Annotated in this window: 24 protein-coding genes and 1 tRNA gene; 20 read left to right on the forward strand and 5 right to left on the reverse strand. The window is 25.6% G+C overall.

What is annotated here, in order from left to right; genetic code table 11:
* Positions 1 to 2 precede the first annotated feature (2 nt).
* On the forward strand, positions 3 to 1,205 hold the full coding sequence (locus tag BGIGA_RS00315) for a hypothetical protein (protein ID WP_014726391.1): 1,203 nt from the start codon (positions 3 to 5) through the stop codon (positions 1,203 to 1,205).
* Between the two features lie 45 nt (positions 1,206 to 1,250).
* Here BGIGA_RS00315 and BGIGA_RS00320 read toward each other — a convergent pair whose 3' ends face one another.
* The 3 genes from BGIGA_RS00320 to tsaB form a co-directional block, all read right to left on the reverse strand.
* Entirely contained in the window at positions 1,251 to 1,937 is a 687-nt protein-coding gene (locus BGIGA_RS00320; RefSeq protein WP_014726392.1) for a TrkA family potassium uptake protein, read from the reverse strand.
* Positions 1,938 to 1,957: 20 nt separating this feature from the next.
* A complete protein-coding gene (locus BGIGA_RS00325; protein WP_014726393.1) occupies positions 1,958 to 3,706 on the reverse strand; it encodes a TrkH family potassium uptake protein in 1,749 nt (582 codons plus the stop codon).
* A gap of 202 nt (positions 3,707 to 3,908) precedes the next feature.
* Positions 3,909 to 4,565 carry a tRNA (adenosine(37)-N6)-threonylcarbamoyltransferase complex dimerization subunit type 1 TsaB gene (gene tsaB, locus BGIGA_RS00330; RefSeq protein WP_014726394.1) on the reverse strand — a complete coding sequence of 219 codons (657 nt, stop codon included), beginning with the start codon at positions 4,563 to 4,565 and terminating at the stop codon, positions 3,909 to 3,911.
* A gap of 50 nt (positions 4,566 to 4,615) precedes the next feature.
* Between tsaB and nadE the strand changes: the two genes are divergently transcribed.
* From nadE to cysS, 3 genes are all read left to right on the forward strand, one after another.
* Positions 4,616 to 5,410: an NAD(+) synthase gene (nadE, locus tag BGIGA_RS00335; RefSeq protein ID WP_014726395.1), complete on the forward strand. Its 795-nt coding sequence runs from the start codon at positions 4,616 to 4,618 to the stop codon at positions 5,408 to 5,410.
* A 74-nt stretch (positions 5,411 to 5,484) separates the two neighbouring features.
* Complete coding sequence (gene folE / locus BGIGA_RS00340) at positions 5,485 to 6,159, forward strand: GTP cyclohydrolase I FolE (protein ID WP_014726396.1); 675 nt, start codon at positions 5,485 to 5,487, stop codon at positions 6,157 to 6,159.
* A 9-nt stretch (positions 6,160 to 6,168) separates the two neighbouring features.
* Complete coding sequence (gene cysS / locus BGIGA_RS00345) at positions 6,169 to 7,662, forward strand: cysteine--tRNA ligase (RefSeq protein WP_014726397.1); 1,494 nt, start codon at positions 6,169 to 6,171, stop codon at positions 7,660 to 7,662.
* Here the strand turns inward: cysS and BGIGA_RS00350 are convergent.
* The gene (locus BGIGA_RS00350; protein WP_014726398.1) at positions 7,632 to 8,792 is read right to left on the reverse strand and encodes a PLP-dependent aspartate aminotransferase family protein; all 1,161 of its coding nucleotides are present in this window, start codon (positions 8,790 to 8,792) and stop codon (positions 7,632 to 7,634) included. The genes cysS and BGIGA_RS00350 overlap by 31 nt on opposite strands.
* A gap of 171 nt (positions 8,793 to 8,963) precedes the next feature.
* Between BGIGA_RS00350 and atpB the strand changes: the two genes are divergently transcribed.
* From atpB to ilvA, 15 genes are all read left to right on the forward strand, one after another.
* Positions 8,964 to 10,031, forward strand: a complete 1,068-nt coding sequence (gene atpB / locus BGIGA_RS00360) for a F0F1 ATP synthase subunit A (RefSeq protein WP_014726399.1) — start codon at positions 8,964 to 8,966, stop codon at positions 10,029 to 10,031.
* Between the two features lie 12 nt (positions 10,032 to 10,043).
* The gene (gene atpE / locus BGIGA_RS00365) at positions 10,044 to 10,271 is read left to right on the forward strand and encodes an ATP synthase F0 subunit C (RefSeq protein WP_014726400.1); all 228 of its coding nucleotides are present in this window, start codon (positions 10,044 to 10,046) and stop codon (positions 10,269 to 10,271) included.
* A 5-nt stretch (positions 10,272 to 10,276) separates the two neighbouring features.
* Positions 10,277 to 10,783: a F0F1 ATP synthase subunit B gene (atpF, locus tag BGIGA_RS00370; RefSeq protein WP_014726401.1), complete on the forward strand. Its 507-nt coding sequence runs from the start codon at positions 10,277 to 10,279 to the stop codon at positions 10,781 to 10,783.
* 6 nt (positions 10,784 to 10,789) lie between these two features.
* Complete coding sequence (locus BGIGA_RS00375) at positions 10,790 to 11,326, forward strand: FoF1 ATP synthase subunit delta (protein ID WP_014726402.1); 537 nt, start codon at positions 10,790 to 10,792, stop codon at positions 11,324 to 11,326.
* Between the two features lie 22 nt (positions 11,327 to 11,348).
* Entirely contained in the window at positions 11,349 to 12,929 is a 1,581-nt protein-coding gene (gene atpA, locus BGIGA_RS00380; protein ID WP_014726403.1) for a F0F1 ATP synthase subunit alpha, read from the forward strand.
* 8 nt (positions 12,930 to 12,937) lie between these two features.
* Positions 12,938 to 13,798, forward strand: coding sequence for an ATP synthase F1 subunit gamma (atpG, locus tag BGIGA_RS00385; protein WP_014726404.1), 861 nt, complete (start codon positions 12,938 to 12,940; stop codon positions 13,796 to 13,798).
* A 71-nt stretch (positions 13,799 to 13,869) separates the two neighbouring features.
* On the forward strand, positions 13,870 to 14,865 hold the full coding sequence (gene trpS / locus BGIGA_RS00390) for a tryptophan--tRNA ligase (RefSeq protein ID WP_014726405.1): 996 nt from the start codon (positions 13,870 to 13,872) through the stop codon (positions 14,863 to 14,865).
* A 109-nt stretch (positions 14,866 to 14,974) separates the two neighbouring features.
* On the forward strand, positions 14,975 to 15,550 hold the full coding sequence (locus BGIGA_RS00395; RefSeq protein ID WP_014726406.1) for a nucleotide exchange factor GrpE: 576 nt from the start codon (positions 14,975 to 14,977) through the stop codon (positions 15,548 to 15,550).
* Between the two features lie 18 nt (positions 15,551 to 15,568).
* Complete coding sequence (locus BGIGA_RS00400; protein ID WP_014726407.1) at positions 15,569 to 16,690, forward strand: DnaJ C-terminal domain-containing protein; 1,122 nt, start codon at positions 15,569 to 15,571, stop codon at positions 16,688 to 16,690.
* Positions 16,691 to 16,803: 113 nt separating this feature from the next.
* On the forward strand, positions 16,804 to 18,030 hold the full coding sequence (gene mnmA, locus BGIGA_RS00405; RefSeq protein WP_014726408.1) for a tRNA 2-thiouridine(34) synthase MnmA: 1,227 nt from the start codon (positions 16,804 to 16,806) through the stop codon (positions 18,028 to 18,030).
* A 311-nt stretch (positions 18,031 to 18,341) separates the two neighbouring features.
* Positions 18,342 to 20,027, forward strand: coding sequence for a dihydroxy-acid dehydratase (gene ilvD, locus BGIGA_RS00410; protein ID WP_014726409.1), 1,686 nt, complete (start codon positions 18,342 to 18,344; stop codon positions 20,025 to 20,027).
* Positions 20,028 to 20,036: 9 nt separating this feature from the next.
* Positions 20,037 to 21,737, forward strand: coding sequence for a biosynthetic-type acetolactate synthase large subunit (ilvB, locus tag BGIGA_RS00415; protein ID WP_014726410.1), 1,701 nt, complete (start codon positions 20,037 to 20,039; stop codon positions 21,735 to 21,737).
* 28 nt (positions 21,738 to 21,765) lie between these two features.
* Positions 21,766 to 22,071 (forward strand): acetolactate synthase, encoded by a 306-nt coding sequence (locus BGIGA_RS00420; RefSeq protein ID WP_014726411.1) that lies wholly within the window; start codon positions 21,766 to 21,768, stop codon positions 22,069 to 22,071.
* 20 nt (positions 22,072 to 22,091) lie between these two features.
* Complete coding sequence (ilvC, locus tag BGIGA_RS00425) at positions 22,092 to 23,144, forward strand: ketol-acid reductoisomerase (RefSeq protein ID WP_014726412.1); 1,053 nt, start codon at positions 22,092 to 22,094, stop codon at positions 23,142 to 23,144.
* Between the two features lie 34 nt (positions 23,145 to 23,178).
* Positions 23,179 to 24,444 carry a threonine ammonia-lyase gene (gene ilvA, locus BGIGA_RS00430; RefSeq protein WP_014726413.1) on the forward strand — a complete coding sequence of 422 codons (1,266 nt, stop codon included), beginning with the start codon at positions 23,179 to 23,181 and terminating at the stop codon, positions 24,442 to 24,444.
* Between the two features lie 13 nt (positions 24,445 to 24,457).
* Here ilvA and BGIGA_RS00435 read toward each other — a convergent pair.
* Positions 24,458 to 24,542, reverse strand: a tRNA-Leu gene (locus BGIGA_RS00435).
* 123 nt (positions 24,543 to 24,665) lie between these two features.
* On the opposite strand from BGIGA_RS00435, the gene dapB reads away from it, so the two are divergent.
* The gene (dapB, locus tag BGIGA_RS00440; protein WP_014726414.1) at positions 24,666 to 25,376 is read left to right on the forward strand and encodes a 4-hydroxy-tetrahydrodipicolinate reductase; all 711 of its coding nucleotides are present in this window, start codon (positions 24,666 to 24,668) and stop codon (positions 25,374 to 25,376) included.
* Positions 25,377 to 25,380: the final 4 nt, after the last annotated feature.

Raw genomic sequence — 25,380 nt, forward strand, 5'->3', positions numbered from 1 at the left:
ATATGTATCAGTTTTCTAGAATTAAAATTAATAAAAAAATTATCATTTTTTTAATGATAATAACTGTAGGTTTTATTATTATTTTTTTAGACAGAATATTTAACGTAAAAAATAATCACAAATCTTGGACCGTATTATATATTTCCATTTTTTATTTTACTTCTATATCTCTAGGAGCATTATTTTTTTTAGGAATACAAAATGTATCACAATCAGGTTGGTCCGTGATAATTCATCCTGTTATGGAGAAAATTTCTTCTTTCATACCATATGGAGGTGTTATGATTCTTATCATTTTATTATTAAATACAATGGATATCGTGCATATATTTTATTGGATGAATTCAAATTTATATAATCCTATTTTTTTAGAATATGATAAAATTGCTGCAAGTAAGAGAATATTTTTAAATATTCCATTTTTCTTGATAAGAAGTGTGATTTATGTATTAGGATATAGTTTTTTTTATTTAAATATTAAAAATATATCTCGTACATTATATATATCACATTCTTTAAATGATTATAAAAAATTATATTTTAGATCTATTATTTTTATAATATTTTTTTCTGTTATTTCTATATTTATGACATGGGATTGGGTCATGTCTTTAAATCCACATTGGTTTAGTACTTTATTTAGTTGGTATGTTTTGAGTAGTTTTATTATAACAGGTATAAGTACGATCACAATAACAGCTATTTATCTTAATAAAAAAGGATATTTCCCTTTATTTAGTAAAAGTCATTTACATGATTTAAGCAAATACTTATTTTCTAGTAGTTTGTTGTGGACTTATCTTTGGTTCTCACAATTTTTACTTTATTGGTATGGAAATATTCCAGAAGAAGTTATATATTTTATTAAAAGAGAAAAAATATATAACTCCATTCATTTTTGGATGCTCATTCCTAATTTTATAATTCCTTTTTTTGGATTAATTAGTAGTAAAAATAAATCAAATTATAAAATAGTATTTTCAATATCTTTAGTTTTACTTATCGGACATTATATAGATATATACAATTTAATTGCTCCAGATGTTAATGAGAGATTTTGTATATTTGAAATAATAGGTTCATTATTAATAATAGGAGGATTTTTTATTTATATTTTATATTCAAATTTGAATATAAAATTCAATTCATCTGAAGGAAATCCTTTTTTCAAAGAAAGCAAAAATTATAAATATCCTTACATGTAAATTAAATAGTAATTTGAATAAATTTTTCAGTATTTATTATTTGTACTATTTTTTATCTTTTATAAAATTCATGATTGATTTGTTAGAACCAAAAATAGTTAATATATCTCCTGTTTTTAAAACAGTATCTCCTGTAACTAATCCTATGACTTTTCTTGTATTAGTCCCTTTAGAAGACATTGGATTATTGATATCTCGTATTACGGTAATTAAAGAAACAGAATATTTTTGTGTTAATGTCAAACTTTTTACAGATTTTCCATTGAAAGAATATGGAGAAAAGACTTCTGCTATAGAATATTTATTATCTACTCTAAAATAATCTAAAGCATAATTAAAAGATATTTGTTTAGTTAGTCGAAATGCAGCATCTTGCTCCGGATGAATTACATCATTAATTCCCATAGCTTCTAATATTGTATCGTGTATTTTTGATAAAGATCGGCTTACAATTCTTAAATGCTTATACTTTTTAAGTATAGCTGTAGTTACTATTGACGATCCCTCATTTTCTCCAATAGCCACAATTCCTAAATTTGCTTGTTGAATAGGTAAAACTTTGTAAGCCGCCTCATTATTTGCATCCATACATACTACATTTGCTATATGATCTTTCAATAAATCTACTTTTTCCATTTTTTGATCTATACCAAAAACTTCATGTCCATTATCTGTTAAATTAAGAGCTAAAGATCTTCCAAAATTTCCTAACCCAATAATTATAATTTTCATAATTTATATACTTCTAACTTCTAATTAATAAGAATATTTCCTTTAGGATATCTGTAATAATGATGAGAACCAATTTTATTTTTTCTTAAAAAACCGATCATGATATTAAAAACACCTATTCTTCCTAATAACATCAAAAGTATTAAAACTAATTTACTTCCGTTTGATAAATTAGAAGTAATGCCTAAAGATAATCCTACTGTAGAAAAAGCAGAAAAAACTTCAAAAGAAATAGATAAAATATCTTCTTTTGGATCTAAAAAAATTATGATTAAAATACTTATATATATAACTATTATGGATAACATGATAATAGAAAAAGATAATCGAATAGATTCCGAAGATATTTCTTTTTTTTGTATTTCTAATCTATTTTTTCCTCTAGCCAATGAAATAATATTTATTAATGCTAATGCGAAAGTACTTGTTTTAATTCCTCCACCAGTAGACGCTGGAGAAGCACCTATCCACATCAAAAAAATAGTAAACAAAATAGTAATTGGGGTTAAAGAATTAATGTTTAATACATGAAACCCCGCTGTTCTAGATGTAGCTGAAGAAAAAAACGAAGCTATCCATTTTCCATGAAAAGAAGAATGTTCTGAAAGAGAAAAATGATATTCACTTATATAATAAAAAATAGTTCCAAAAAAAAGTAAAAAAAAAGTAGTATAAATAACAACTTTTGTATTTAAAGTTACTACATGTGCAGGACGCCTAAGATCTTCATCTTTAAAAATTTTTAAAAAATATTTTTTTACAGTTAACCACATATATGTAAAAAAATTGAATAAAATATTAAAACCTATACCACCCAATATTAGTAAAAAAGCAATAATGATATGTAATAAATAATTAAATCTCACAGATTCGGAATACAAGCCTTGGCTTAAGGTAGAGAATCCACTATTACAAAATGCGGAGATAGAATGAAAAATAGAAAAAAATAAAATACTATCACATTCTATTATGTGTTTTTCTTTAATAGAAAAATAAATTAATAAAGCACCTATAAATTCTACTGTTAAAGTGAACATGACTACTTTTACAGCTAAACTAAGAACATTACTTGTTGTTTTTGTATTTAAAAAATTGCTAACAAAAATAGCTTCCTTAAAAGAAAATCCATCTCTAAAAAAATAACTAAAAAAAGAAGTTATAGTTAAAATCCCAAGTCCTCCTAATTCTATTAATATAAGTATAAAGATTTTTCCTAAATATGTAAAATCTTTAGCTGTATCTAAAACTACTAATCCTGTCACACATACAGCACTAGTAGAAGTAAATAAAGCGTCTATAAATGATATTTTTCTTACTGTAGATGCAGGAAGCATTAATAAAGAAGATCCTAAAAAGGATAAAAAAACAAAACTTGCAACAAATATGAAAGCAGGATTATGAATTTTAACGTATACGATCATTCGCATAAAATAAGTTGCACGAATTAACACATATAGAATCAAACTAATAAGTGTAGATATTTTTATATCTGCAGTTATTTTTATGTTATGAAATAAAATTTTTACAAAAGAAAAAATAAGAGAAAGCAACAATATAAAGAATGATAAAAAAATCATGGATCTATAACCTTTTTCAAGGTTTTTATCAAAAAGAATGAAAAAGTGTAAAGAACTTATTATTAATACAATTCCTAAAAGAATTTCTACATTAAAAAATATGAATGGATTCCATCCTAAAGATAGAATTATATAAATAAATATAATTGGAGTAGACATATCCAAAAAATTTCGTAATCTAATTTGGATCATGATTTTTTTTGATAATATTCTCCTTTTTTTTTGAAAAATTTATTATAAAATAATGTTAACCAATGTAAATAAATTACGGTAAAATAAATAATTATATTTTGAATCACTGCATGTCCTTTTATTTTATAGAACTTATGTATAAAATTTTTGAAAAAAAATTTAGTTTATTGATCAAAACTATTTTATTAATTATGTCCGTATGTTATAAATAAAAAGGAATAAATCTTTCAATATTATTAAATTTTTTCTTACGAAATTCTTTATAAGAAATGAGAGACATATCTATCGCAGATGGATTTTTATATAAAAATCTATTTTTTACGACATAAAAAAAAATTTTTTTATCTATATCTATAGAAGAGAGAATATTTCCTATTATAAAATATATTTTTTTGTATTTCGAGAATAAAGATTTAAAAAAATTGTCATTTAATTTTATAATTTGAATAGGATTCAATTTTTCTTTTGATTCATTAAATACTGAAGTGTAGAAAAAATTAGATTTTGCATGTATCATAGAAATTAAAACTCCTTTTTTTATATTTATTTTATAACTCATTATAGTCAATGTATCTATAGACAATAAAGGAATATCTAAAGCATAACATAATCCTCTTGCAGTCGATGCTCCTATTCTCAATGAAGTGTAGGATCCTGGCCCTTTGCTCACACAAATTGATTTTAAATCTTTAATATGAATTCCAGAAATTTTTATTGCATATTCTATAAATGTATGTAATTTTTTTGAATGAAAATATTCTTTCGAACATTCTTCTACAGAAGTTAAACAGACTCCATTTTTAGCAATAGAGACTGAGCAATTTTTGGTAGAAGTTTCTAAATTTAAAATTAAAGACATGTTATATTAAATTTTTAAATTTTAAAATTAATGCATTCAAAAAAAATAAAATGATAAAAACAGAAAAAGTAATTAAATATATTGTATCCTGGTTAAAAGAATATATTCAAAAATCTAAATCTAATGGTTTTATTATTGGAATATCTGGGGGAATAGATTCTTCAGTTACATCTTTTTTGGCAGCTATGACAAGATACCCTACTATTATATTAGAAATGCCTATTTTTGATAAAAAGAAAAATTTTTTGCCCATAAAACATGCAAAATTTTTAAAAAAAAAATTTTCAAACGTTTATTATTTAGAGAAAGATTTATCTTCTCTATTTAAAATATTTTGTCATATAACAAATGAAAATGATTTTGAAGATTCAAAACGATCTTTAGCGTTAGCTAATGTAAAATCTAGGATTCGTATGTTAACTTTATATTATTATGCGAATGGAAAAAATTATCTTGTTGTTGGAACTGGAAATAAAGTAGAAGATTTTGGTGTAGGTTTTTTTACAAAATATGGAGATGGAGGCGTGGATTTACATCCTATCGCTGATCTGACTAAAAGTGAAATCCGTTCTTTAGCTAAAAAATTAAATATTATTGATGAAATTCAAAAAGCAAAGCCTACGGATGGACTTTGGGAAGATAATAGATCGGATGAAGATCAGTTAGGAGCAACTTATGAAGAGTTAGAATGGGCCATGAAAATGGAGATTATGAAAAAAGAAGATTATATATTTTCTGAAATAGAATATAAAATTTTAAAAAAATATCAGATTTTACATCATAAAAATAGACATAAAATGATTTCTATCCCTATATGCAAAGTCCCTGATGATATCAAAAAATGAAAATTCCGTTATATTTTTAATCATACAGAATCGTTTTTGTAACTTTGTTTTTCATGATGGATTAAGTTAATTCTATGATAGAAGAGAAAAAAATTTTAAAAAAAGAAAAATCTAATTCGATTTTAAATCGATCAATCAGTCCGGATCCTATTTTACATAAGGATGTTTATTTTATGAGTGATGAAGAGAAAATTGAAAAAATAAAAAAACATTTTTTTCAAATTATGAAAATTTTAGGTTTAAATATGAATGATGATAGTTTACAAAGAACACCTAAACGAGTAGCAAAGATGTTTATAAAAGAAATATTCAGTGGACTAAATCCTAAAAATTTGCCGAATTTTTCCATTTTTGAAAATAAATATAAATACAAACAAATGTTAATAGAAAAAAATATCACAGTTTATTCTACTTGTGAACATCATTTTCTTCCTATTGTAGGAAAAGCTCATGTAGGTTATATTTCAAATGGAAAAGTTGTAGGTCTTTCTAAAATTAATAGAATTGTAAATTTTTACGCAAAAAGACCACAAGTACAAGAACGTTTAACAATACAAATTGTTCAGTATTTACGAAAAATGTTAGAGACACAAGATGTAGCTTGTGTTATAGAGGCAAAACATTTATGCGTGAATTCTCGTGGAATCAGAGATATAGATAGTAGTACCATTACTACTGAGTTAATAGGATCCTTTAAAAATAATTCAGAAATAAGAGAGGAATTTTTACATCATATTGGAATTTCTTAAATGTAAGAAATGGAGGAAAAAAATTATCAACAAAAAAACCGAAATTATCTAAAAATATACAATTCTTTAACAGGAAAAAAAGAATTTTTTCATCCTATTTATAAAGAATCTGTTGGAATTTATGTATGTGGTCCCACAGTTTACAATCATTTACATTTAGGAAATTGCAGAACTTTTATATCATTTGATATTGTTTTTCGTTATTTAAAACATTTGGGATATAAAGTTCGTTATGTAAGAAATATTACTGATGTAGGCCATTTGGAAAATGAATATAATGATCTAGAAGATAAAATTTCTAAAAGATCTCGCATAGAAGGTCTTGAACCTATGGAAATTGTTCAAAAATATACTCTTTCTTTTCACAATTTATTAAATGTTTTAAATGTACTACCTCCAAGTATAGAACCTACAGCTACAGGTCATATTGTGGAACAAATAGAGATGATTCAAAAGTTAATTAAAAAAAAATTAGCATACGAAATAAATGGGTCTGTGTATTTCGATTTAAAAAAATATAAAGAATTATATCCTTATGGTATTATTAGTAAAAATAATATGGATAAACTTTTTCATAAAAAATTAAAATTTTCAGAAGAAAAACGTGGATTTCATGATTTTTCTCTTTGGAAGAAAGCACCTTATAATCATATTATGAATTGGAATTCCCCATGGGGAAAAGGATTTCCTGGTTGGCATATAGAATGCACAACTATGAGTACAAAATATTTAGGAGAAACTTTTGATATTCATGGTGGAGGAATCGATTTAAAGTTTCCTCATCATGAATGTGAATTAGCTCAAGCTATAGGAATTTATAATAAAGGTTCTTTTGCACATTATTGGATGCATGCAAATTTGTTTACTTTAAATGGAAAAAAAATGAGCAAATCTACAGGAAATTTTATGGAATTAAAAGATATAATTCATAATAAAGAAATTTGCAAAAAAACTTTTTTTCCTAGTATTTTTAGATTTTATATTTTACAATCTCATTATAGAAATGTTATGGATTTTTCCAGTAAAGGACTTACAGATGCTGAAAAAGGATTACATCGCATAATGCAATCTATAGAAATATTAAAAAATTTTGAACCTAAAACTAAAAATAATATAAGTAGTCATAACATATGTCATTGGATAAATATTTGTTATCAAGCTATTAATGATGATTTTAATATTCCTTTATTGATTACTTATTTATTTAAAGCTGTCCATATTATTAATACTTCCCTTCACAATATAGATATATATCATGTCGATTTATTAAAAAAATATATGACTTATTTTGTTTTCGATATTTTAGGAATTCAAAAAATCAATCATCACAAAGAAAACTCTAAAAAATTAAAAATACTTATTGAAAGATTAATCAAACTTCGTTCAGAAGAACGAAAACAAAAAAATTGGATTATTTCAGATAAAATTCGGAAAGAATTGTCTTACATTGGTGTTTCATTACATGATAAAAATTATTGTGATGATAATGATTTTAAAGCTTGATCAATATCTTTTATAAGATCTTCCACATTTTCTATTCCAATAGATAAACGAATCAGAGAGTTTTGTATTCCTGCATTTATTCTTACTTCTGTAGGAGTGGATTTGTGAGTCATTGTTGCTGGATGACAAATTAAACTTTTTGTTCCTCCCAAACTTTCCGCTAATTTAAATATTTTAGTAGAAGTAACAACTTTTTTTGCTGATTCTATTGTATTCTTTTTAAGACTAAAAGAAACTATTCCTCCAAAATATCTTTGTTGTTTTACAGCAATAAAATGATTTTTATGATTAGATAAGCCAGGATAAAAAACTTGGTCTATTTCTGAATTTCTTTTTTTGTTTAAAAAAGAAGCAATTTGAAATGCATTTTGAGATTGTTTTTTAATACGTAAATATAACGTTTGGCTTCCTCTTATAGTTAACCAAGAATCGATAGGAGATAAAACTCCTCCCGTTGCATTTTGAATATACTTTAATTTTTCATATAAATCTGTATTTTTTACTGTAATTAATCCAGCTAATACATCTGAATGTCCTGCTAAATATTTTGTTGCACTATGAACTACTATATCTGATCCTAATTTTAAAGGATTTTGAATGACAGGAGAAGCAAAGGTATTATCCACAACTACTAAAATATCTGAATTTTTCTTTTTGGATTCTTTACTAATATATTCTATATCAGATACTTTCAATGTGGGGTTGGTTGGAGATTCTAACCAAACTAATTTTGTTTTATTAGAAATAGTAGAAATAGTTTTTTTTGCATCCGTTGTATCCACAAATTTAGTATTAATACCTAACTTTTTATACAAATTTAACAAACGAAATGTTCCTCCATAAATATCATCTACGGCTACTATTTCACTTCCACTTTCTAACAATTTTAATATTGCATCTACGGATGCAAGACCCGAAGAAAATGCTAAACTAGCATAACCATATTCTAAATGAGTTATTAGATCTTCAAGTATTTTTCTTGTAGGATTATTTGTTCTAGTGTAATCAAATCCTTTATGTACACCGGGGGCTTCTTGTACGTAAGTTGAAGTTTGATAGATTGGTGTAGAGATTGCTCCTGTAAGAGGATCAGATAAAATGTTTTGAATAAGCTTTGTTTCTTCCTTCATCATGTGATACGTTATAATAAATTGATGTAAAATTCAATAATTCTAATTCTATTGCAAATGTACTAAAAATGAAAATACAATTTTTATAAAAATTTTTTTTTAAAAAAATATAAATTTGTTTCCTATTTTTTTTTAAAAAAATATAAATTTGTTTCCTATTTTTTTTTAAAAATGATTTCAAGAAAAACAATATGTTCTTTGTTCTTTTTTTTATTTTTGTTCGTTGAATCTGTTGAATCTTCTAATGATAAAAATCATGATGTAATAAAGAAAAAAGATAAAGTGGATGTAGCTAGTACTATTTTTAATCATATAAGTGATTCTCATGAATGGCATATTCTTGGAAATCGAAATTATGGAGTTATTCTTTATTTACCAATTATTTTATGGAATAATGGATTAGAAATTTTCTCTTCCTACAAATTTTCGTATGGAAATGTAGTGAAGGGTAAATATGGATATTATAAAATGTTTAGAGGAATAATATACAAAACAAATAGTGTTGGTTCATTCTATATAAATTCGAAAGGAATTCCAAAAAATGATAAACCTTGGGATTTTTCTATTACAAAAAATGTGATATCTATTTTAATTTCTTCTTTTTTGTTATTGTATTTTTTCATACGAATGAAATATAGTTATCAAAATCATCAAAATAAATGGAGTTTAGGTATTCTTTTAGAATTTTTAATTTTATTTGTAAGGGATGAGATTGCAATTCCTTATATAGGAGATAAAAAATATAAAACTTTTCTTCCTTTTTTGTTAACATCTTTTTTTTTCATACTAGCTAATAATTTAATAGGGATGATTCCAGGATTTCCAAATGTAACAGGAAACATAAATATGACATTAGGATTAGCTTTGATAACATTTATTGTTACCAATATAAATGCAAATGTGAGTTATTGGAAACATATTTTTTGGATGCCAGGAGTTCCAATAGGGATTAAATTAATATTAGCTCCTATCGAATTCATAGGAATTTTTATTCGTCCATTAACTTTATGTATCAGATTGTTTGCTAATATGACTGCTGGGCACATAATTATTTTAAGTTTTATTTGCCTAATTTTTATTTTTAATAATTTTCTTATAACTGGTTTTTCCATAATTTTCGGTTTTTTTATTTCTATGTTAGAAATTATGGTTTCTTTTTTACAAGCTTTTATTTTTACAACTTTATCTGCCTTACTTATAGGAACATCTGTTAAAAATTATGATAATGAAACACGTTAAATAAAAATAAATATGGATATAGATTTAACTTATTCAGGGTTGGCCGCTTTAGGATCTGGTCTTGCCGTAATAGGTGCTGGATTAGGAATTGGAAAAATTGGAAGTTCTGCAATGGATGCGATAGCGAGACAACCTGAAGCTTCGAATAAAATACAAAATGCTATGATTATAGCATCTGCATTGATCGAAGGAGCTGCATTATTTGGAATTGTCACTACATTGTTAGCTGTATTTAAATAATAATAATGCCAATGGATTTAATAACTCCTTCTATTGGACTATTTTTTTGGCACATAATAATATTTATAATACTCATGTTTTTTCTTTCAAAATTTGCTTGGAAGCCAATAATGAATTTTATTGATCAAAGAGAAGAAAAAATTAAAATATCTCTTGAAAAAGCTGATCAAATGAAAGAAAAACTGAAATATGTAGAAGATCAAAAAAATAAAATTTTAAAGGAAACTCGTATAAAAAGAGATATGATTTTGAAAGAAGCTATTCAAATTAGAGAAAAAATAAAATTGAAAGCAAAAGAAGAAGGAATGATCGAAAAAAGAAAAATAATAGAAGAAACAAAAAAAAATATTCAAGTAGAAAAAGAAGTTGCTATTCATAAATTAAAGAATAAAATAGGAAAAATTTCTATTCAAATAGCTGAAAAAATATTAAAAAAAGAGTTAAATCAAAATCAAGATAAGTTCTTTATAAAAGAATTAGTAGATATGAATTGTACTAATTTTAATAAATAAATAAAAATGTTTTCGAATAAAAAAATAATTCAACATTACGCTAGAGTTTTTTTTGAACACTCTATTATAAATGTGAATGATAGTGAATTATTTTATCATAAAATTAAAAAAATGTCTTTTTTATTGAATAATGATATATATATCAATGAAATTATTTACACAAATTTGTTAAATTCAGAAAAAAAGATAAAAATTTTTAAAAAAATACTTTACAATTTCGATATTTTACTTTTTAAATTTGTTAAACTATTAATCATAAAAAAAAGAGAACTTTTTTTAAAAGAAATTTTTTTAAAATATCAAAAAATATATGAAGAAAATCAAAAAGGATTTATAAAATCTGTAATCATTTCTGCTTTTCCTTTGAAAAAGGATATGCAAAAAATGATTGCACAAAAAATAATATCCAATAAAAAATTTCATATTTTCAATAAAATAGATAAATCTATTGTTGGAGGTTTTATATTCCGTGTAGGATATAAAGAATGGAATTTTAGTGTTCAAGAACAATTGTTACATATTAAAAAAATATTTTATAACTAAAATATAAAGCTTTTATTTTCATATGTCAGATTTAAAATATTCTGAAATATCGTCAATTCTTAAAAAAGAATTATCAAATTTTCAATTTGAATCAAAATTGTACGAATATGGTGTGATAGTTCAAATAGGGGATGGAGTTGTTAGATCTTTTGGGCTAAATTCTGCTTTTTATGGAGAATTGGTAGAATTCCATGATGGAATAAAAGGTATGGTTCTTAATCTAGAAGAAGATCATGTGAGTATCGTTTTACTTAGTCCATCAAAAAATTTGAAAGAGGGAGATATAGTCAAAAAAACTGGAAAAATTTTTTCGATAAAAGTAGGAGAAAATATGTTAGGTCGAGTAATAGATACATTAGGAACCCCTATAGATGGAAAAGGGCCTATAGAAGGAAAATTGTTTGAAATGCCCTTAGAAAGAAAAGCCCCAGGTGTTATTTTCAGAGAACCTGTTAAAGAACCTCTTCAAACTGGTATAAAATTTATAGATTCTATGATTCCTATAGGAAAAGGACAAAGAGAATTAATTATTGGAGATAGACAAACTGGAAAAACGACTATAGCTATTGATACGATTATCAATCAGAAGAGATTTTTTGAAAAAAATCAGCCTGTTTATTGTATTTATGTAGCTATTAGTCAAAAAGGTTCTACAGTCGCTAGAATTAAAAAAATTTTGCAAGAAAAAGGAGCTATGCCTTATACAATTATAGTTTCTGCAAATTCTTCTGATCCAGTTTCTATGCAAGTTTTTGCTCCTTTTTCTGGAACTGCCATAGGAGAATACTTTAGAGATACAGGTCGTTCTTCCTTAGTTGTATATGATGATCTTTCAAAACAAGCGGTTTCTTATAGAGAAATATCTCTATTATTACGACGGCCTCCTGGTAGAGAAGCCTATCCAGGAGATGTTTTTTATTTACATTCTCGTCTTTTAGAACGAGCATCAAAAATTATAAAAGATCAAAAAATGGCTGAAAGAATGAATGATATTCCATTTTCTATTAAAAAACAAATAAAAGGAGGAGGATCTTTAACTGCATTACCTATTATTGAAACTCAATCTGGAGATATATCTTCTTACATTCCTACCAATGTGATTTCAATTACAGATGGTCAAATTTTTTTAGAAAAAGATTTATTTCATTCTGGAGTTCGTCCTGCTATTAATGAAAATATATCTGTTTCTCGTGTAGGAGGATCTGCACAAATTCAGTCTATGAGAAAAATATCTGGAACTTTAAAATTAGATCAAGCTCAATTTAGAGAATTAGAATCTTTTTCAAAATTTGGTTCAGAATTAGATTCATCTACTATGAATATTTTAAAAAAAGGAAGAATAAATATAGAAATATTAAAACAACCTTCTCATACTCCTTATGATATAGCAGATCAAATAGCTATTATTTATGCTGCAACTAGAAATTTACTTAAAAAAATTCCTATTGATAAAATTTCAGATTTTGAAAAAGAATATCTTTTCTATTTAAATGAAAAACATGAAAATGTTTTAAATTCTTTAAGAAATGGAATTTTTAACAAAAAAATATCTGATACTTTAGAAATAGTTGCTTTAGAATTGAGTGATAAATACGTTTCATAAATTTTTTTATGTCTAATCCAAAAGAAATTAAAAGAAGAATATCATCTATAGAATCAGTTATTAAAACTACAGAAGCGATGAAAATGATTTCTATAGCAAAATTAAGAAAAACAAAAGATTTATTAATACAAGTGAAAATTTATTTCAATTATATTGAATCAATCCTTTTAGATCTTTTGTCTACAGAAAAATATAAAGAAAATTCTGAAAGCAATAAATATTTTTTAGGAAAAGGAAAAATAAAATTATTTGTTGTATTTACTTCTGATCGGGGTTTATGTGGTTCTTTTAATTCTTCTATTTTTGAAAAAATTAATCATATTTTAAAAAAAAAAAAGTACTCATATAATGAATGTGTATTTTTATCTATTGGAAAAAAAGGATTTGATTTTTTATATAAAAAATATAATATGTACAGCAATAAAAATTGGATTGTTAATAATTTATCAAATCAAAAAATAGAATTTTTAGTATCAAAATTGATTTTTGATTTTTTTCAAAAAAAATTTTATGCAATTTATTTAATATACAATCATTTGAAACAATCTTTATTTCAAGAAATAGTTATGGAAAAATTTCTTCCAATTTCAAATTGGAAAAAAAAAACATCGGATTATATTTTAGAACCTTCTAGAAAAGAAATATTAAATTTCTTAATTCCTAAATTTTTAAATGCAAAATTATTAAAAGTTTTTTTGGAATCTACTACAGCAGAACATACATCTCGCATGAGATCTATGCATAAAGCAACAGAAAATGCATATGATATTAAACATGATTTAATATTAAATTATAATAAAGAAAGACAAACGACGATTACCAAAGAGATACTTGAAATTATTAGTGGGTTAGAATCTTTAAAAAAATAATAAGAATTCTAACAATTTATTTAGAATTATATATTTGTTTTTTTTTACAAAAAAAACATAATTTATTAATTATGGAAAAAATGTTAACAGGGATTAGAAGTACAGGGGGACCTCATTTAGGGAATATTTTAGGGGTTATTATTCCGTCTGTATTCAGAGCTAATAAAAGTACAAAACATTCTTCATTTATATTTATAGCTGATTTACATTCTATGGTTCAAATAGATAATTTAGATAATTTAAAAACAATAAGAAATAGTACTTATCAAATTGCAGCAGCATGGTTAGCTTTTGGATTAAATATAGAGAATTGTTTATTTTACAGACAATCTGATGTTTCATATGTTACTGAATTAGCTTGGTATTTTAATTGTTTTTATCCATATCGAAGACTTACATTAGCTCATGCTTTTAAGAAAAAAGAAATGATAGATAAAAAAAAAATAAGTACAGGTTTGTTTACTTATCCTATTTTAATGGCTGCTGATATTTTACTATATAACGCAAAAATTATTCCAGTAGGAAAAGATCAATTACAACATATAGAAATAGCTCGTTGTATTGCTAATTATTTTAATAAAAAAGTAGATAAAAAATTATTTGTGAGACCTAATGCTCTTTTACAAAAAAATAAATTTGTATTAGGAACAGATGGAAAAAAAATGAGTAAATCTCAAAAAAATTGTATTGATATTTTTTCTTCAGATGAAGTTTTGAAAAAACAAATTATGAGTATTCGTACAGATAGTAAATCTTTAGAAGAAAAAAAAAATCCAGAAACTGATTATATTATGTATTTATATAGTTTGATAGCTCCTTTAGAAAAAATAGAGATTATGAAAAAAAAATATATAAAAGGTGGATATGGATATTATGAGGCAAAAATTGCATTATACGAATATATCATTCATAAATTTTCATCGGAAAGAGAAAAATTTTTTTCTTTTATGAAAAAAAAATCTTTATTAGATCATATTTTATCTTTAGGAGCTAAAAAAGCAAAGAAAATTGCTTATGAAAGATTAAATTGCATTAGAAAGCATTTGAAATTCAATTCTATAATTTAATTGATCAAATGTCATTATGACATATGATAATTTTTGGCAAATCTTTTGCTGTTTATTATTCCATATAACTATAGAATTGTATTAAAATATTTTTATATTATTTTGTATTATGGATATCAATCAAAAAAACATTGGAAAACAGTCCAAATCAGATATAATATCTGATTCTGATGGAGTATCTTCCTCTTGCTCTTGTCAAGAAGAAAAGCATAATCCATTAAAGAAAGAAAAAGAAATCCAGTTTATAAATATAAAAGAAGAACTAAAAAAAGAAAAAGATAAATTTTTACGTCTTTTTGCAGAGTTTGATAATTATAAGAAACGTATTCAAAAAGAAAGATTTGATATTTTCAGAAATATTCATGAACAAATTCTTATAGATTTAATTCCAATTTTAGATGATTTTGAACGAGGAATTAGAGAATTAAAAAAACATAAAGATGAACTTCTTGTAAAAGGAGTTTTTTTAATACAGGAAAAACTTATTAAAATTTTGAAAAAAAAAGGATTAAACAAAATAAAAATAAAAAAAGGAGATGATTTTAATACGGATTTTCATGAAGCAATAACACAAATTCCAGCTATAACAGAAAATTTAAAAGGAAAAATTATAGAAATTATAGAAGCTGGATATATTCTAAAAGAAAAAGTGATCCGACATGCTAAAGTCATTATCGGAAAATAATTAATAATTTTTATTTTCATGATGAAAAAAGATTATTACGAAGTATTAGGAGTTTCTAGAAACGCTTCTTCAGAAGAAATTAAAAAAGCTTATCGAAAATTAGCAATAAAATATCATCCAGATAAGAATTTAAATAATAAAAAGAAAGCAGAAGAAAAATTTAAAGAAGCAGCCGAAGCTTATGAAGTTTTAAGTAATACAGAAAAAAGACAACGTTATGATAAGTTTGGACATTCTGGAATCAGAGGAAGTAGTTCGGGTTCAGGAATGAATATGGAGGATATTTTTTCAAATTTTGGAGATATTTTTGCTGATGCATTTGGGGAAAGTTTTTCTAGTTTCGGATTTGGAAGATCCACTAGACATAAAACTATTAAAGGAAGTGATTTAAGAATAAGAGTAAAACTTTCATTGGAAGAAATAGCTAACGGAGTAGAAAAAAAAGTTAAAGTTAAAAGACTAAAAGTAGCCAAAGGAGTACAATTTAAAAGTTGTCTATCTTGCAATGGAACTGGTCAAATAACACGAATAACCAATACTATTCTAGGAAGAATGCAAACAACTTCTCAATGTGGAATCTGTTATGGAACTGGAAAAATTATTGAAAATATTCCTTATGGAGCTAATAAACATGGATTAATTAAAGAAGAAGAATTAGTGAATATTAAAATTCCTGCAGGTCTTACCGAAGGGATTCAATTGAAAGTGACTGAAAAAGGAAATGAGGCTCCATTTGGAGGTGTTTCAGGTGATTTGATTGTGTTAATAGAAGAAATTCCTCATCCTAAATTGAAAAGAGAAGGAAGTAATCTCCATTATGATTTATACATATCATTTCCAGATGCAATATTAGGAACTTTAAAAGAAGTTCCCACCATCAATGGAAAAAAAGCGAGAATCAAAATTGATCCAGGAACACAATCAGGAAAAACTCTGAGATTAAAAAATAAAGGATTACCTAATATTGAAGGATATGGATATGGAAGTCTTTTAATTCATGTGAATGTTTGGACTCCAAAAAAAATTAATGATGAACAAAGGAAATTCTTTGAAAAAATGAGAAAAAATGAAAATTTTCTTCCTCATCCCGGAAATTCAGAAAAATCGTTTTTTGATCGTGTAAGAGAAATGTTTTCCTAGGAAATTTAATGATAAAAAAGTTTGAAATTTTTCATTTTATCTAATATAGAAGCCTTCAGTAATTATTTTTACTGCACTATTTATTTCATTTTTATTTTAATATAAAGATCAATATGCAAAAAGTAGTAGTTGGACTTTCAGGTGGAGTAGATTCAAGTGTTGCCGCATTAATTCTTAAAAAAAATGGTTATGAAGTAATTGGTTTATTTATGCATAATTGGGAAGAGGAAAATTCTGATAAATGTACTTGGAAAGAAGATAGTATTGATGCTATGTTAGTTGCTAAGCAACTAAATATACCTTTTCAAATTGTAGATATGAAAAATGAATACAAAAAACATGTTATAAACTATATGTTTAACGAGTATAAATTAGGAAAAACTCCTAATCCAGATATTTTGTGTAACAGAGAAATAAAATTTAACATTTTTTTAAGAAAAGCTCTTGATTTAGGAGCAGATTTTATTGCTACAGGACATTATGTAAATAAAGAAAAAATTAGAAAAAATAAAAAAACAATTTATCGTCTTTTAATTGGAAAAGACATAAATAAAGATCAATCATATTTTCTATGTCAATTAACGCAATTTCAATTGAAAAAATCCCTATTTCCGTTAGGGTTACTAACTAAAAATCAAGTTAGAAAAATAGCAGAAATTAATAAATTATGGAATGCTCATAAAAAAGAATCTCAAGGTTTATGTTTTGTAGGAAAAATTAATTTATACAATTTTCTTAAAAAAAGAATAATTCCAAAAAAGGGAAAAATCATATCCATTCATTCTGATGACTCAATATATAAAGAAAAAAAAATCTTTTTTTCTAAATCTAAAGAAGAAGAATTATTTTTTTCATCTAGAAAAAAAAAATACAAAAAATCAGATGGAAAAATAATTGGATACCATAAAGGAGCCCCCTATTTTACTAAAGGTCAACGAAAAGGAATAGCACTAGGTGGTTATAAAGAACCTTTATTTGTGATAGATACTGATGTTAAAGAAAATATTGTTTACACAGGAATGGGAAAAAAACATCCAGGTTTATATAGAAAATCTTTGTTTATTCAAGAAACAAATATTCATTGGATACGGGAAGATCTTACTCTTTTTGAAGGAGAAAAAATGGATGTATTTTGTAGAATTCGTTATCGACAAACATTACAAAAATCAAAATTATATAAAATAAAAAAAGGAATGTTTATTGAATTTGATCGTCTTCAATGTGCTATAACAGAAGGACAATTTGCAGTTTGGTATCTTGGAAAAGAATTAATAGGATCAGGTGTTATTTCTGTAATTTTACATTTTATATTTTTTTTGAAAATTGAACATATTTTATAAATATAAAATTTTGTTTTATATTTTTTTTAAAAAAACATATTTTTTTTGATAAAAAATAAAAAATACGTTGTACAAGTAATTTCTTATTGCAAAGTTTGCAATATATTCATTAATATATCAAAAAATAATAATATTATAAAAATAAATACTTAAAAACCACTTTTATATAATCTATTTTTTTCATATTTTTGCACATTATATAATTCAAAATTTGTATAGTTTATTTTCATAATACTATTCAAGTTCGGTGTTATTTTTTTTTATCCCTACTTGATAGATTAGTAGGCCTTTTTGATTTATTCAAATATTTCATGAAAAGAAGAATTAACGATTTTAGCAAAAAAATTACAAAAGAACCTAATTTACCAGCAGCACATGCTATGTTGTATGCAACAGGAATGAAAGAATCAGATTTTTGTAAAGCTCAAATAGGAATAGTCAGTAATTGGTATGAAGGAAACCCTTGCAACATGCATTTAGATAAATTAGCTAAAAAGATAAAATTATCGGTTATAACTAAAAATTTAATAGGATTTCAATTTACTACTATTGGAGTAAGTGATGGAATTACCATGGGAACATTAGGAATGAGATATTCACTCCCTTCTAGAGAATTAATTGCAGATAGTATAGAAACTGTAGTAAGTTCTCATTATTATGATGGAGTAATAGCTATTCCTGGATGTGATAAAAATATACCAGGAGTTATGATCGCTTTGTTAAGATTAAATAGACCATCTATAATTGTATATGGAGGAAGTATTTCTTCTGGTTATTATAATGGAAGAAAATTGGATATTGTTTCTTCTTTTGAAGCTTTAGGAAAAAAAAATACTTGTCAAATTACTGAATATGAATATAAAAATATAGTAAAAAATTCTTGTCCTGGACCTGGGGCTTGTGGAGGTATGTATACAGCAAATACTATGGCTTCGGCTTTAGAAGCTATGGGAATGATGCTCCCTTATTCTTCTTCTTCTCCTTCAACTAGTGAAAATAAAAAAATGGAGTGTGAAAAAGTTTCTAAGTATATTAAAAATCTTTTAAAAAAAGGAATCAAACCAAAAGATATAGTAACAAAAACTTCTATAGAAAATGGAGTGAAATTAGCTATGTGTTTGGGGGGGTCTACTAATTTAGTTTTACATTTTTTAGCTATTGCTAAATCAGCAAATATTGATTTTTCTTTAAAAGATTTTCAAAAAATTAGCAATCAAATTCCTCTTATTGGAAACCTTAAACCTAGTGGAACTTTTTTAATGGAAGATATACATATGTATATAGGAGGAATGCCGATTATTATAAAATATTTATTAAATGAAGGAATATTATCAGGAAATTGTTTAACCGTTACGGGAGAAACATTATCTGAAAATATGAAAAATATACCCAATATAACTTTTAATCAAAAAATTATTCATCCCTTAGAGAATCCTATTAAAAAAAACGGACATATTAGAATTTTATATGGAAATTTATCCCCAAAAGGTGCCATAGCTAAAATAACAGGAAAAGAAGGAACCATTTTTAGGGGAAAAGCTAATGTTTTTAATTCGGAAGAAGAAGCTAATCAAGCTATTTTGAATAATAAAATTTTACCTGGAGTCGTCATTGTAATTCGATATGTAGGTCCAGTAGGAGGTCCAGGAATGCCAGAAATGTTAAAACCAACATCTTACATTATGGGATCTGGACTAGGAAAAAAAGTAGCTCTTATTACAGATGGTAGATTTTCAGGAGGATCACATGGTTTTGTTGTAGGACATATCACTCCAGAAGCACAATCTGGAGGCTTAATTGCTTTAGTCAAAAATGATGATTTTATTAAAATAGATACAGAAAATAATACCATCACTCTTGAAGTGGAGGATCAAGAAATACAAAAAAGGAGAAAATCATGGACTCCTCCTTCATTAAAAGTTAGAAAAGGTTATCTATACAAGTATGCAAAAATGGTCTCTTCAGCATCTGAAGGATGCATTACAGATCAATTTTAGTTTTGTAATATGGAAAAAAAGTTATTTTCTGGTTCAGAAATAGTAATCAAAACTCTATTACATGAAAAGGTAGAATACATATTTGGATATCCAGGTGGGGCTATTATGCCTATATATGATTCTTTACACAATTACTTAAGTTCTATTTCGCATATTCTTATGCGTCACGAACAAGGATCTATTCATGCGGCACAAGGATACGCTAGAGCTACTGGAAAAATTGGCGTATGTTTTACGACTTCAGGTCCAGGAGCTACTAATTTAATTACTGGATTAGCAGATGCTTTGATAGATAGTACTCCTATTGTTTGCATTACTGGACAAGTATCTTCTCATTTATTAGGAACTGATGCTTTTCAAGAAACAAATATTATAGATATTTCGATTCCTGTAACTAAATGGAATGTTCAAGTTTTAAAAGCTAAAGATATTTGTGAATCAATTCAAAAAGGATTTTTCATTGCCAAAAAAGGAAGACCAGGACCTGTATTGATAGACATAACTAAAGATGCTCAGATTCAAAAATCTGTATTTCATTATACACGTTGTAAGTATATAAAAAATTTTAGTCCATATCCTTGTATAAAAGAAAAAATAATAATAGAAGCTGCAAATTTAATCAATTCAGCTGAAAGGCCTTTAATTCTTGTAGGGCAAGGAGTGATTTTAGCTGAAGCAGAAAAAGAATTTAAAGAATTTGTTGAAAAAACTGGAATACCAGTAGCGAGTACTCTATTGGGATTAGGAGCTTTGTATAGTAATCATCGTTTATATGTAGGTCTGTTAGGTATGCATGGGAATTATGCCCCCAATATTTTAACTAACCAATGTGATATTATCATTGCGGTAGGGATGCGATTTGACGATCGTGTAACTGGAGATATCAAAAGATATGCTAAACAAGCTAAAATCATTCATTTGGAAATAGATTCTTCCGAGATCAACAAAAATATTTTGTGTTATATTCCCATATTGGGAGATTGTAAAATTTCTCTAAGAAAATTGGTTTATTATGTTCACAAAAATAAGTCCGTTCATCAAAAATGGATAGATAAATTTTTTCATCTTAAAAAAAAAGAGAAAAGCGTAGTTATACAAGGAGATCTGAATCCAAAAAAAGAAGGGATGACCATGGGAGAAGTAATTAAATGGATAAATCAATATAAACAAAAAAACGCCATTCTTGTAACTGATGTAGGACAACATCAAATGATAGCTTCAAGATATTTTAATTTTACCTGTAAAAAAAGTCAAATTACTTCTGGAGGATTAGGTACAATGGGTTTTGCTTTACCTGCTTCTATCGGGGCTCAATTAGGATCTAAAAATAGACAAGTTATTTGTGTTGTAGGAGATGGAGGAATTCAAATGACAATACAAGAAATGGGCACTATATTACAAAATAATATTTCCGTAAAAATTATATTATTAAATAACAATTTTTTGGGAATGGTGCGTCAGTGGCAACAGCTTTTTTTTAATAAACGTTATTCGTGTACAGAATTAGTTAATCCAGATTTCATAAAATTAGCGAATGCTTATAACATAGAAGCAAAAAAAGTAAAAAAAAGAGAAGAATTAAAAGAATCAGTAAAAAAAGCGTTAAATCATGAAAAAGCTTTTTTATTAGAAATTGTAATAGAAAAAGAAGACAATGTTTTTCCTATGATTCCTGCAGGAGCAGCTGTAGATGAAATTCGTTTAAAATAAAAAAATATATAAAAACAAATATTACATTATGAAGCATCAATTCAGAATAATAATTTTAGGAGAAGGAGAAAAAGAAACAAGATTATTAAGTAGAATTCTTATTATATTAAATCGAAGAAATCTAAAAACTAATCATATTAATGTATCCAATCATAATGAGAATGAAACAATCAATAATGTTCAATATATTGTTGATTTAGAATGTAAAGAAGAACAATTGTTTAAAATAACAAAATTAATTGAAAAATTAATTGGAATTATTCATGTTTACTATTATAATCTAAAAGAAAAAAATTCATGGAAAAAAATAGATTTACCACTAGCAACATATTAAATTTTAATTAAATCAATACTATGAAAATTAAATTTGGATCTATAGAAGAAACAATCATTACAAGAGATGAATTTCCATTATGGAAAGCTAAAGAAATTTTAAAAAAAGAAACTATTTCTGTTTTAGGTTATGGAATACAAGGGCCTGGACAATCTCTTAATTTAAGAGATAATGGATTTCAAGTGATAGTTGGTCAAAGAAAACATTCTTTTTCTTGGGAAAAAGCTTTAAAAGACGGATGGATAGAAGGAGAAAATCTGTTTTCTTTAGAAGAAGCTTCTGAAAGAGGAACTATACTCATGTATTTGTTATCAGATGCAGGACAAATATCTTTTTGGCCTACTCTTAATAAATATTTAACTGAAGGTAAGTCCTTATATTTTTCTCATGGATTTGGATTAACTTTTTGTAATCAGACAAAAATCTATCCTTCTAAAAACATAGATATTTTTTTAGTAGCACCTAAAGGATCGGGGACCAGTCTAAGAAGACTTTTTCAAAAAGGGAAAGGGATTAATTCTAGTTATGCTGTTTATCAAGATTATAGTGGAAACAGTTTAGAAAAAACTTTATCAATTGGAATCGGAATAGGATCTGGATATTTATTTGAAACAAATTTTAAAAATGAAGTATATTCTGATTTAGTAGGAGAAAGAGGAACTTTGATGGGAGCAATACAAGGAATTTTTGCTGCACAATATCAAATTTTAAGAGAAAATGGACATTCTCCTTCAGAATCTTTCAACGAAACGGTAGAAGAATTAACTCAAAGTTTGATGCCATTAGTATCGGAAAAAGGAATGGATTGGATGTATGCCAATTGTTCTACTACTGCACAAAGAGGAGCTTTAGATTGGTGGAAAAAATTTAGAAATGCAACACTTCCAATATTTCAAGAGTTATATCATGAAGTTTCATTTGGAAATGAAGCAAAAAGAATTATTAAAGCTAATGGTGACATAAATTATAGAGAAAAATTACAAAAAGAATTGAAAGATCTTAGAAAAAGTGAATTGTGGGAAGTAGGATCCATAATTCGTAATCTGAGACCAGAAAAAAAAGATCAGAATTAACAACATTTAATTTACTCATTTTATTTTTAAAATAATGAATAATAAGATTAAAGGATATTTTCCTTCTTACAAAGAAATAATTAAAGCAAAAAATATATTAAAAGATATCATTGATGAAACTCCATTACAAAAAAATTTTATTTTATCAGAAAAATATAAAGCTAATGTTTTACTAAAAAGAGAAGATTTACAAATTATACGTTCATATAAAATTAGAGGAGCTTATAATAAAATAAAAAGTTTATCTCATGCAGAGTTGAGAAAGGGTATTGTTTGCGCAAGTGCAGGAAATCATGCACAAGGTGTTGCTTATTCTTGTAATATATTAAAAATACCAGGAAAAATCTATATGCCTAGCACAACTCCTAAACAAAAGGTAGAAAGAGTAAAAATGTTTGGAAAAGAGTATATTGAAATTGTTCTTATAGGAGATACCTTTGATGCAGTTAGTGATGTAGCTATGAAAGATTGTAAAAAAAATGAAAAAATTTTTATTCATCCTTTTGATGATATTAAAATCATTGAAGGACAAGCTACTGTTGGTTTAGAAATTTTACAACAATCTATTTTAGATATAGATTATGTTTTTATTCCTATTGGAGGAGGAGGATTAGCTTCTGGAGTCAGTAGTCATTTTAAAGAATTTAGTTATGAAACTAAAATTATAGGAGTAGAACCTAAAGGGGCTCCATCTATGAGTTATTCTTTAAAAAAAGGAAAAATTGTTGAATTAAAAACAATAGATAGATTCATTGATGGAGCTTCAGTAAAAAAAGTGGGAGAATTAAATTTTAATATATGTAATCAAACATTATTTGATATTATCACTGTTCCAGAGGGAAAAGTTTGCACAACTATTTTGGATTTATACAATTTAGAAGCGATTGTAGCAGAGCCTGCTGGAGCTCTTTCAATAGCAGCTTTAGATTTTTATTCTAATGAAATAAAAGGAAAAACTATTGTATGTATTTTAAGTGGAGGAAACAATGATATTACTAGAATGGAAGAAATTAGAGAAAGATCTCTTTTATATGAAGAAAAAAAACACTATTTCATTGTTAAATTTCCACAAAGAGCAGGCGCTTTAAAAGAATTTGTTAACAATATTTTAGGGCCAAAAGATGATATCGCTTATTTTGAATATTCAAAAAAGACTTCTAAAGAAGAAGGGCCAGCAATAATAGGAATAGAATTAGCAAATAAAAACGAATTTTCTGGATTGCTGGGAAGAATGAAAAAACATAAAGTTCATTTTCAATATTTAAATAAAAATCCAGATTTATTTCGTATTCTCATATAAATGAATTTATTTGTACCCACGACTGGATTTGAACCAGCACATCCTAATCGGATACCACTCCCTCAAAGTGGCGTGTCTACCATTTTCACCACGTGGGCATGACATTCAAATGAAAATTTTATCTATTCAAAAATATATAATTTATTGATATTTCATCAAAAAAAATATAAGTTATCTTTGTTTGTATTATGAATTTATGAATTTCATTCAAATTAAATAATATGAATATAGCAATAATAGGATATGGAAAAATGGGAAAAGCTATAGAAAAAATAGCTAAAATTAGAAATCATAAAATTTCATTATGTTATGATGGAACTCCTTCTTTACAAATATTGAAAAATTCAAATTCAGATGTAGCAATAGAATTTAGTCAACCTCATTCTGCTTTCGATAATGTAAAAGTTTGTATAGAAAATGACGTTCCTGTAGTCAGTGGAACTACGGGATGGATGGAAAGATTTGAAACTATTAAAAAAATATGTAAAGAAAAAAATGGATCTTTTTTGTATTCGTCCAATTTTAGTATTGGAATGAACATTTTTTTTGAAATTAATAAAAAATTGTCAAAACTATTACATTTATATTCTAAAGATTATGAAGTTATAATAGAGGAAATTCATCACAAAGAAAAAATAGATAAACCTAGTGGAACCGCACTTTCTTTAGCAAAAGATATAGTTCACAATAAAATGAAAAAAACATGGATTTTGGATCAAAAAAAGACAAACAATCAAATTTTGATTTTATCAAAAAGATTAAATAATGTTCCCGGAATACATATAGTAAAATATGAATCTAAAATAGAGGATATTAAAATACAACATCAGGCTCATGGCAGAAAAGGATTTGCTTTAGGTGCTATTATTGCAGCAGAATGGATTCAAAATAAAAAAGGTATTTTTTCTATGAAAGAAGTTTTAGGAATATAATTTT

It is taken from the genome of Blattabacterium sp. (Blaberus giganteus), assembly GCF_000262715.1.
In the GTDB taxonomy this organism is placed as follows: domain Bacteria; phylum Bacteroidota; class Bacteroidia; order Flavobacteriales; family Blattabacteriaceae; genus Blattabacterium.

Bases quoted from the DNA above. Each gene is read 5' to 3' on its own strand.
- BGIGA_RS00315 (WP_014726391.1), top strand. From the start codon at position 3: ATGTATCAGTTTTCTAGAATTAAAATTAATAAAAAAATTATCATTTTT.
- BGIGA_RS00320 (WP_014726392.1), bottom strand. From the start codon at position 1,937: ATGAAAATTATAATTATTGGGTTAGGAAATTTTGGAAGATCTTTAGCT.
- BGIGA_RS00325 (WP_014726393.1), bottom strand. From the start codon at position 3,706: ATGATCCAAATTAGATTACGAAATTTTTTGGATATGTCTACTCCAATT.
- tsaB (WP_014726394.1), bottom strand. From the start codon at position 4,565: ATGTCTTTAATTTTAAATTTAGAAACTTCTACCAAAAATTGCTCAGTC.
- nadE (WP_014726395.1), top strand. From the start codon at position 4,616: ATGATAAAAACAGAAAAAGTAATTAAATATATTGTATCCTGGTTAAAA.
- folE (WP_014726396.1), top strand. From the start codon at position 5,485: ATGATAGAAGAGAAAAAAATTTTAAAAAAAGAAAAATCTAATTCGATT.
- cysS (WP_014726397.1), top strand. From the start codon at position 6,169: ATGGAGGAAAAAAATTATCAACAAAAAAACCGAAATTATCTAAAAATA.
- BGIGA_RS00350 (WP_014726398.1), bottom strand. From the start codon at position 8,792: ATGAAGGAAGAAACAAAGCTTATTCAAAACATTTTATCTGATCCTCTT.
- atpB (WP_014726399.1), top strand. From the start codon at position 8,964: ATGATTTCAAGAAAAACAATATGTTCTTTGTTCTTTTTTTTATTTTTG.
- atpE (WP_014726400.1), top strand. From the start codon at position 10,044: ATGGATATAGATTTAACTTATTCAGGGTTGGCCGCTTTAGGATCTGGT.
- atpF (WP_014726401.1), top strand. From the start codon at position 10,277: ATGCCAATGGATTTAATAACTCCTTCTATTGGACTATTTTTTTGGCAC.
- BGIGA_RS00375 (WP_014726402.1), top strand. From the start codon at position 10,790: ATGTTTTCGAATAAAAAAATAATTCAACATTACGCTAGAGTTTTTTTT.
- atpA (WP_014726403.1), top strand. From the start codon at position 11,349: ATGTCAGATTTAAAATATTCTGAAATATCGTCAATTCTTAAAAAAGAA.
- atpG (WP_014726404.1), top strand. From the start codon at position 12,938: ATGTCTAATCCAAAAGAAATTAAAAGAAGAATATCATCTATAGAATCA.
- trpS (WP_014726405.1), top strand. From the start codon at position 13,870: ATGGAAAAAATGTTAACAGGGATTAGAAGTACAGGGGGACCTCATTTA.
- BGIGA_RS00395 (WP_014726406.1), top strand. From the start codon at position 14,975: ATGGATATCAATCAAAAAAACATTGGAAAACAGTCCAAATCAGATATA.
- BGIGA_RS00400 (WP_014726407.1), top strand. From the start codon at position 15,569: ATGATGAAAAAAGATTATTACGAAGTATTAGGAGTTTCTAGAAACGCT.
- mnmA (WP_014726408.1), top strand. From the start codon at position 16,804: ATGCAAAAAGTAGTAGTTGGACTTTCAGGTGGAGTAGATTCAAGTGTT.
- ilvD (WP_014726409.1), top strand. From the start codon at position 18,342: ATGAAAAGAAGAATTAACGATTTTAGCAAAAAAATTACAAAAGAACCT.
- ilvB (WP_014726410.1), top strand. From the start codon at position 20,037: ATGGAAAAAAAGTTATTTTCTGGTTCAGAAATAGTAATCAAAACTCTA.
- BGIGA_RS00420 (WP_014726411.1), top strand. From the start codon at position 21,766: ATGAAGCATCAATTCAGAATAATAATTTTAGGAGAAGGAGAAAAAGAA.
- ilvC (WP_014726412.1), top strand. From the start codon at position 22,092: ATGAAAATTAAATTTGGATCTATAGAAGAAACAATCATTACAAGAGAT.
- ilvA (WP_014726413.1), top strand. From the start codon at position 23,179: ATGAATAATAAGATTAAAGGATATTTTCCTTCTTACAAAGAAATAATT.
- dapB (WP_014726414.1), top strand. From the start codon at position 24,666: ATGAATATAGCAATAATAGGATATGGAAAAATGGGAAAAGCTATAGAA.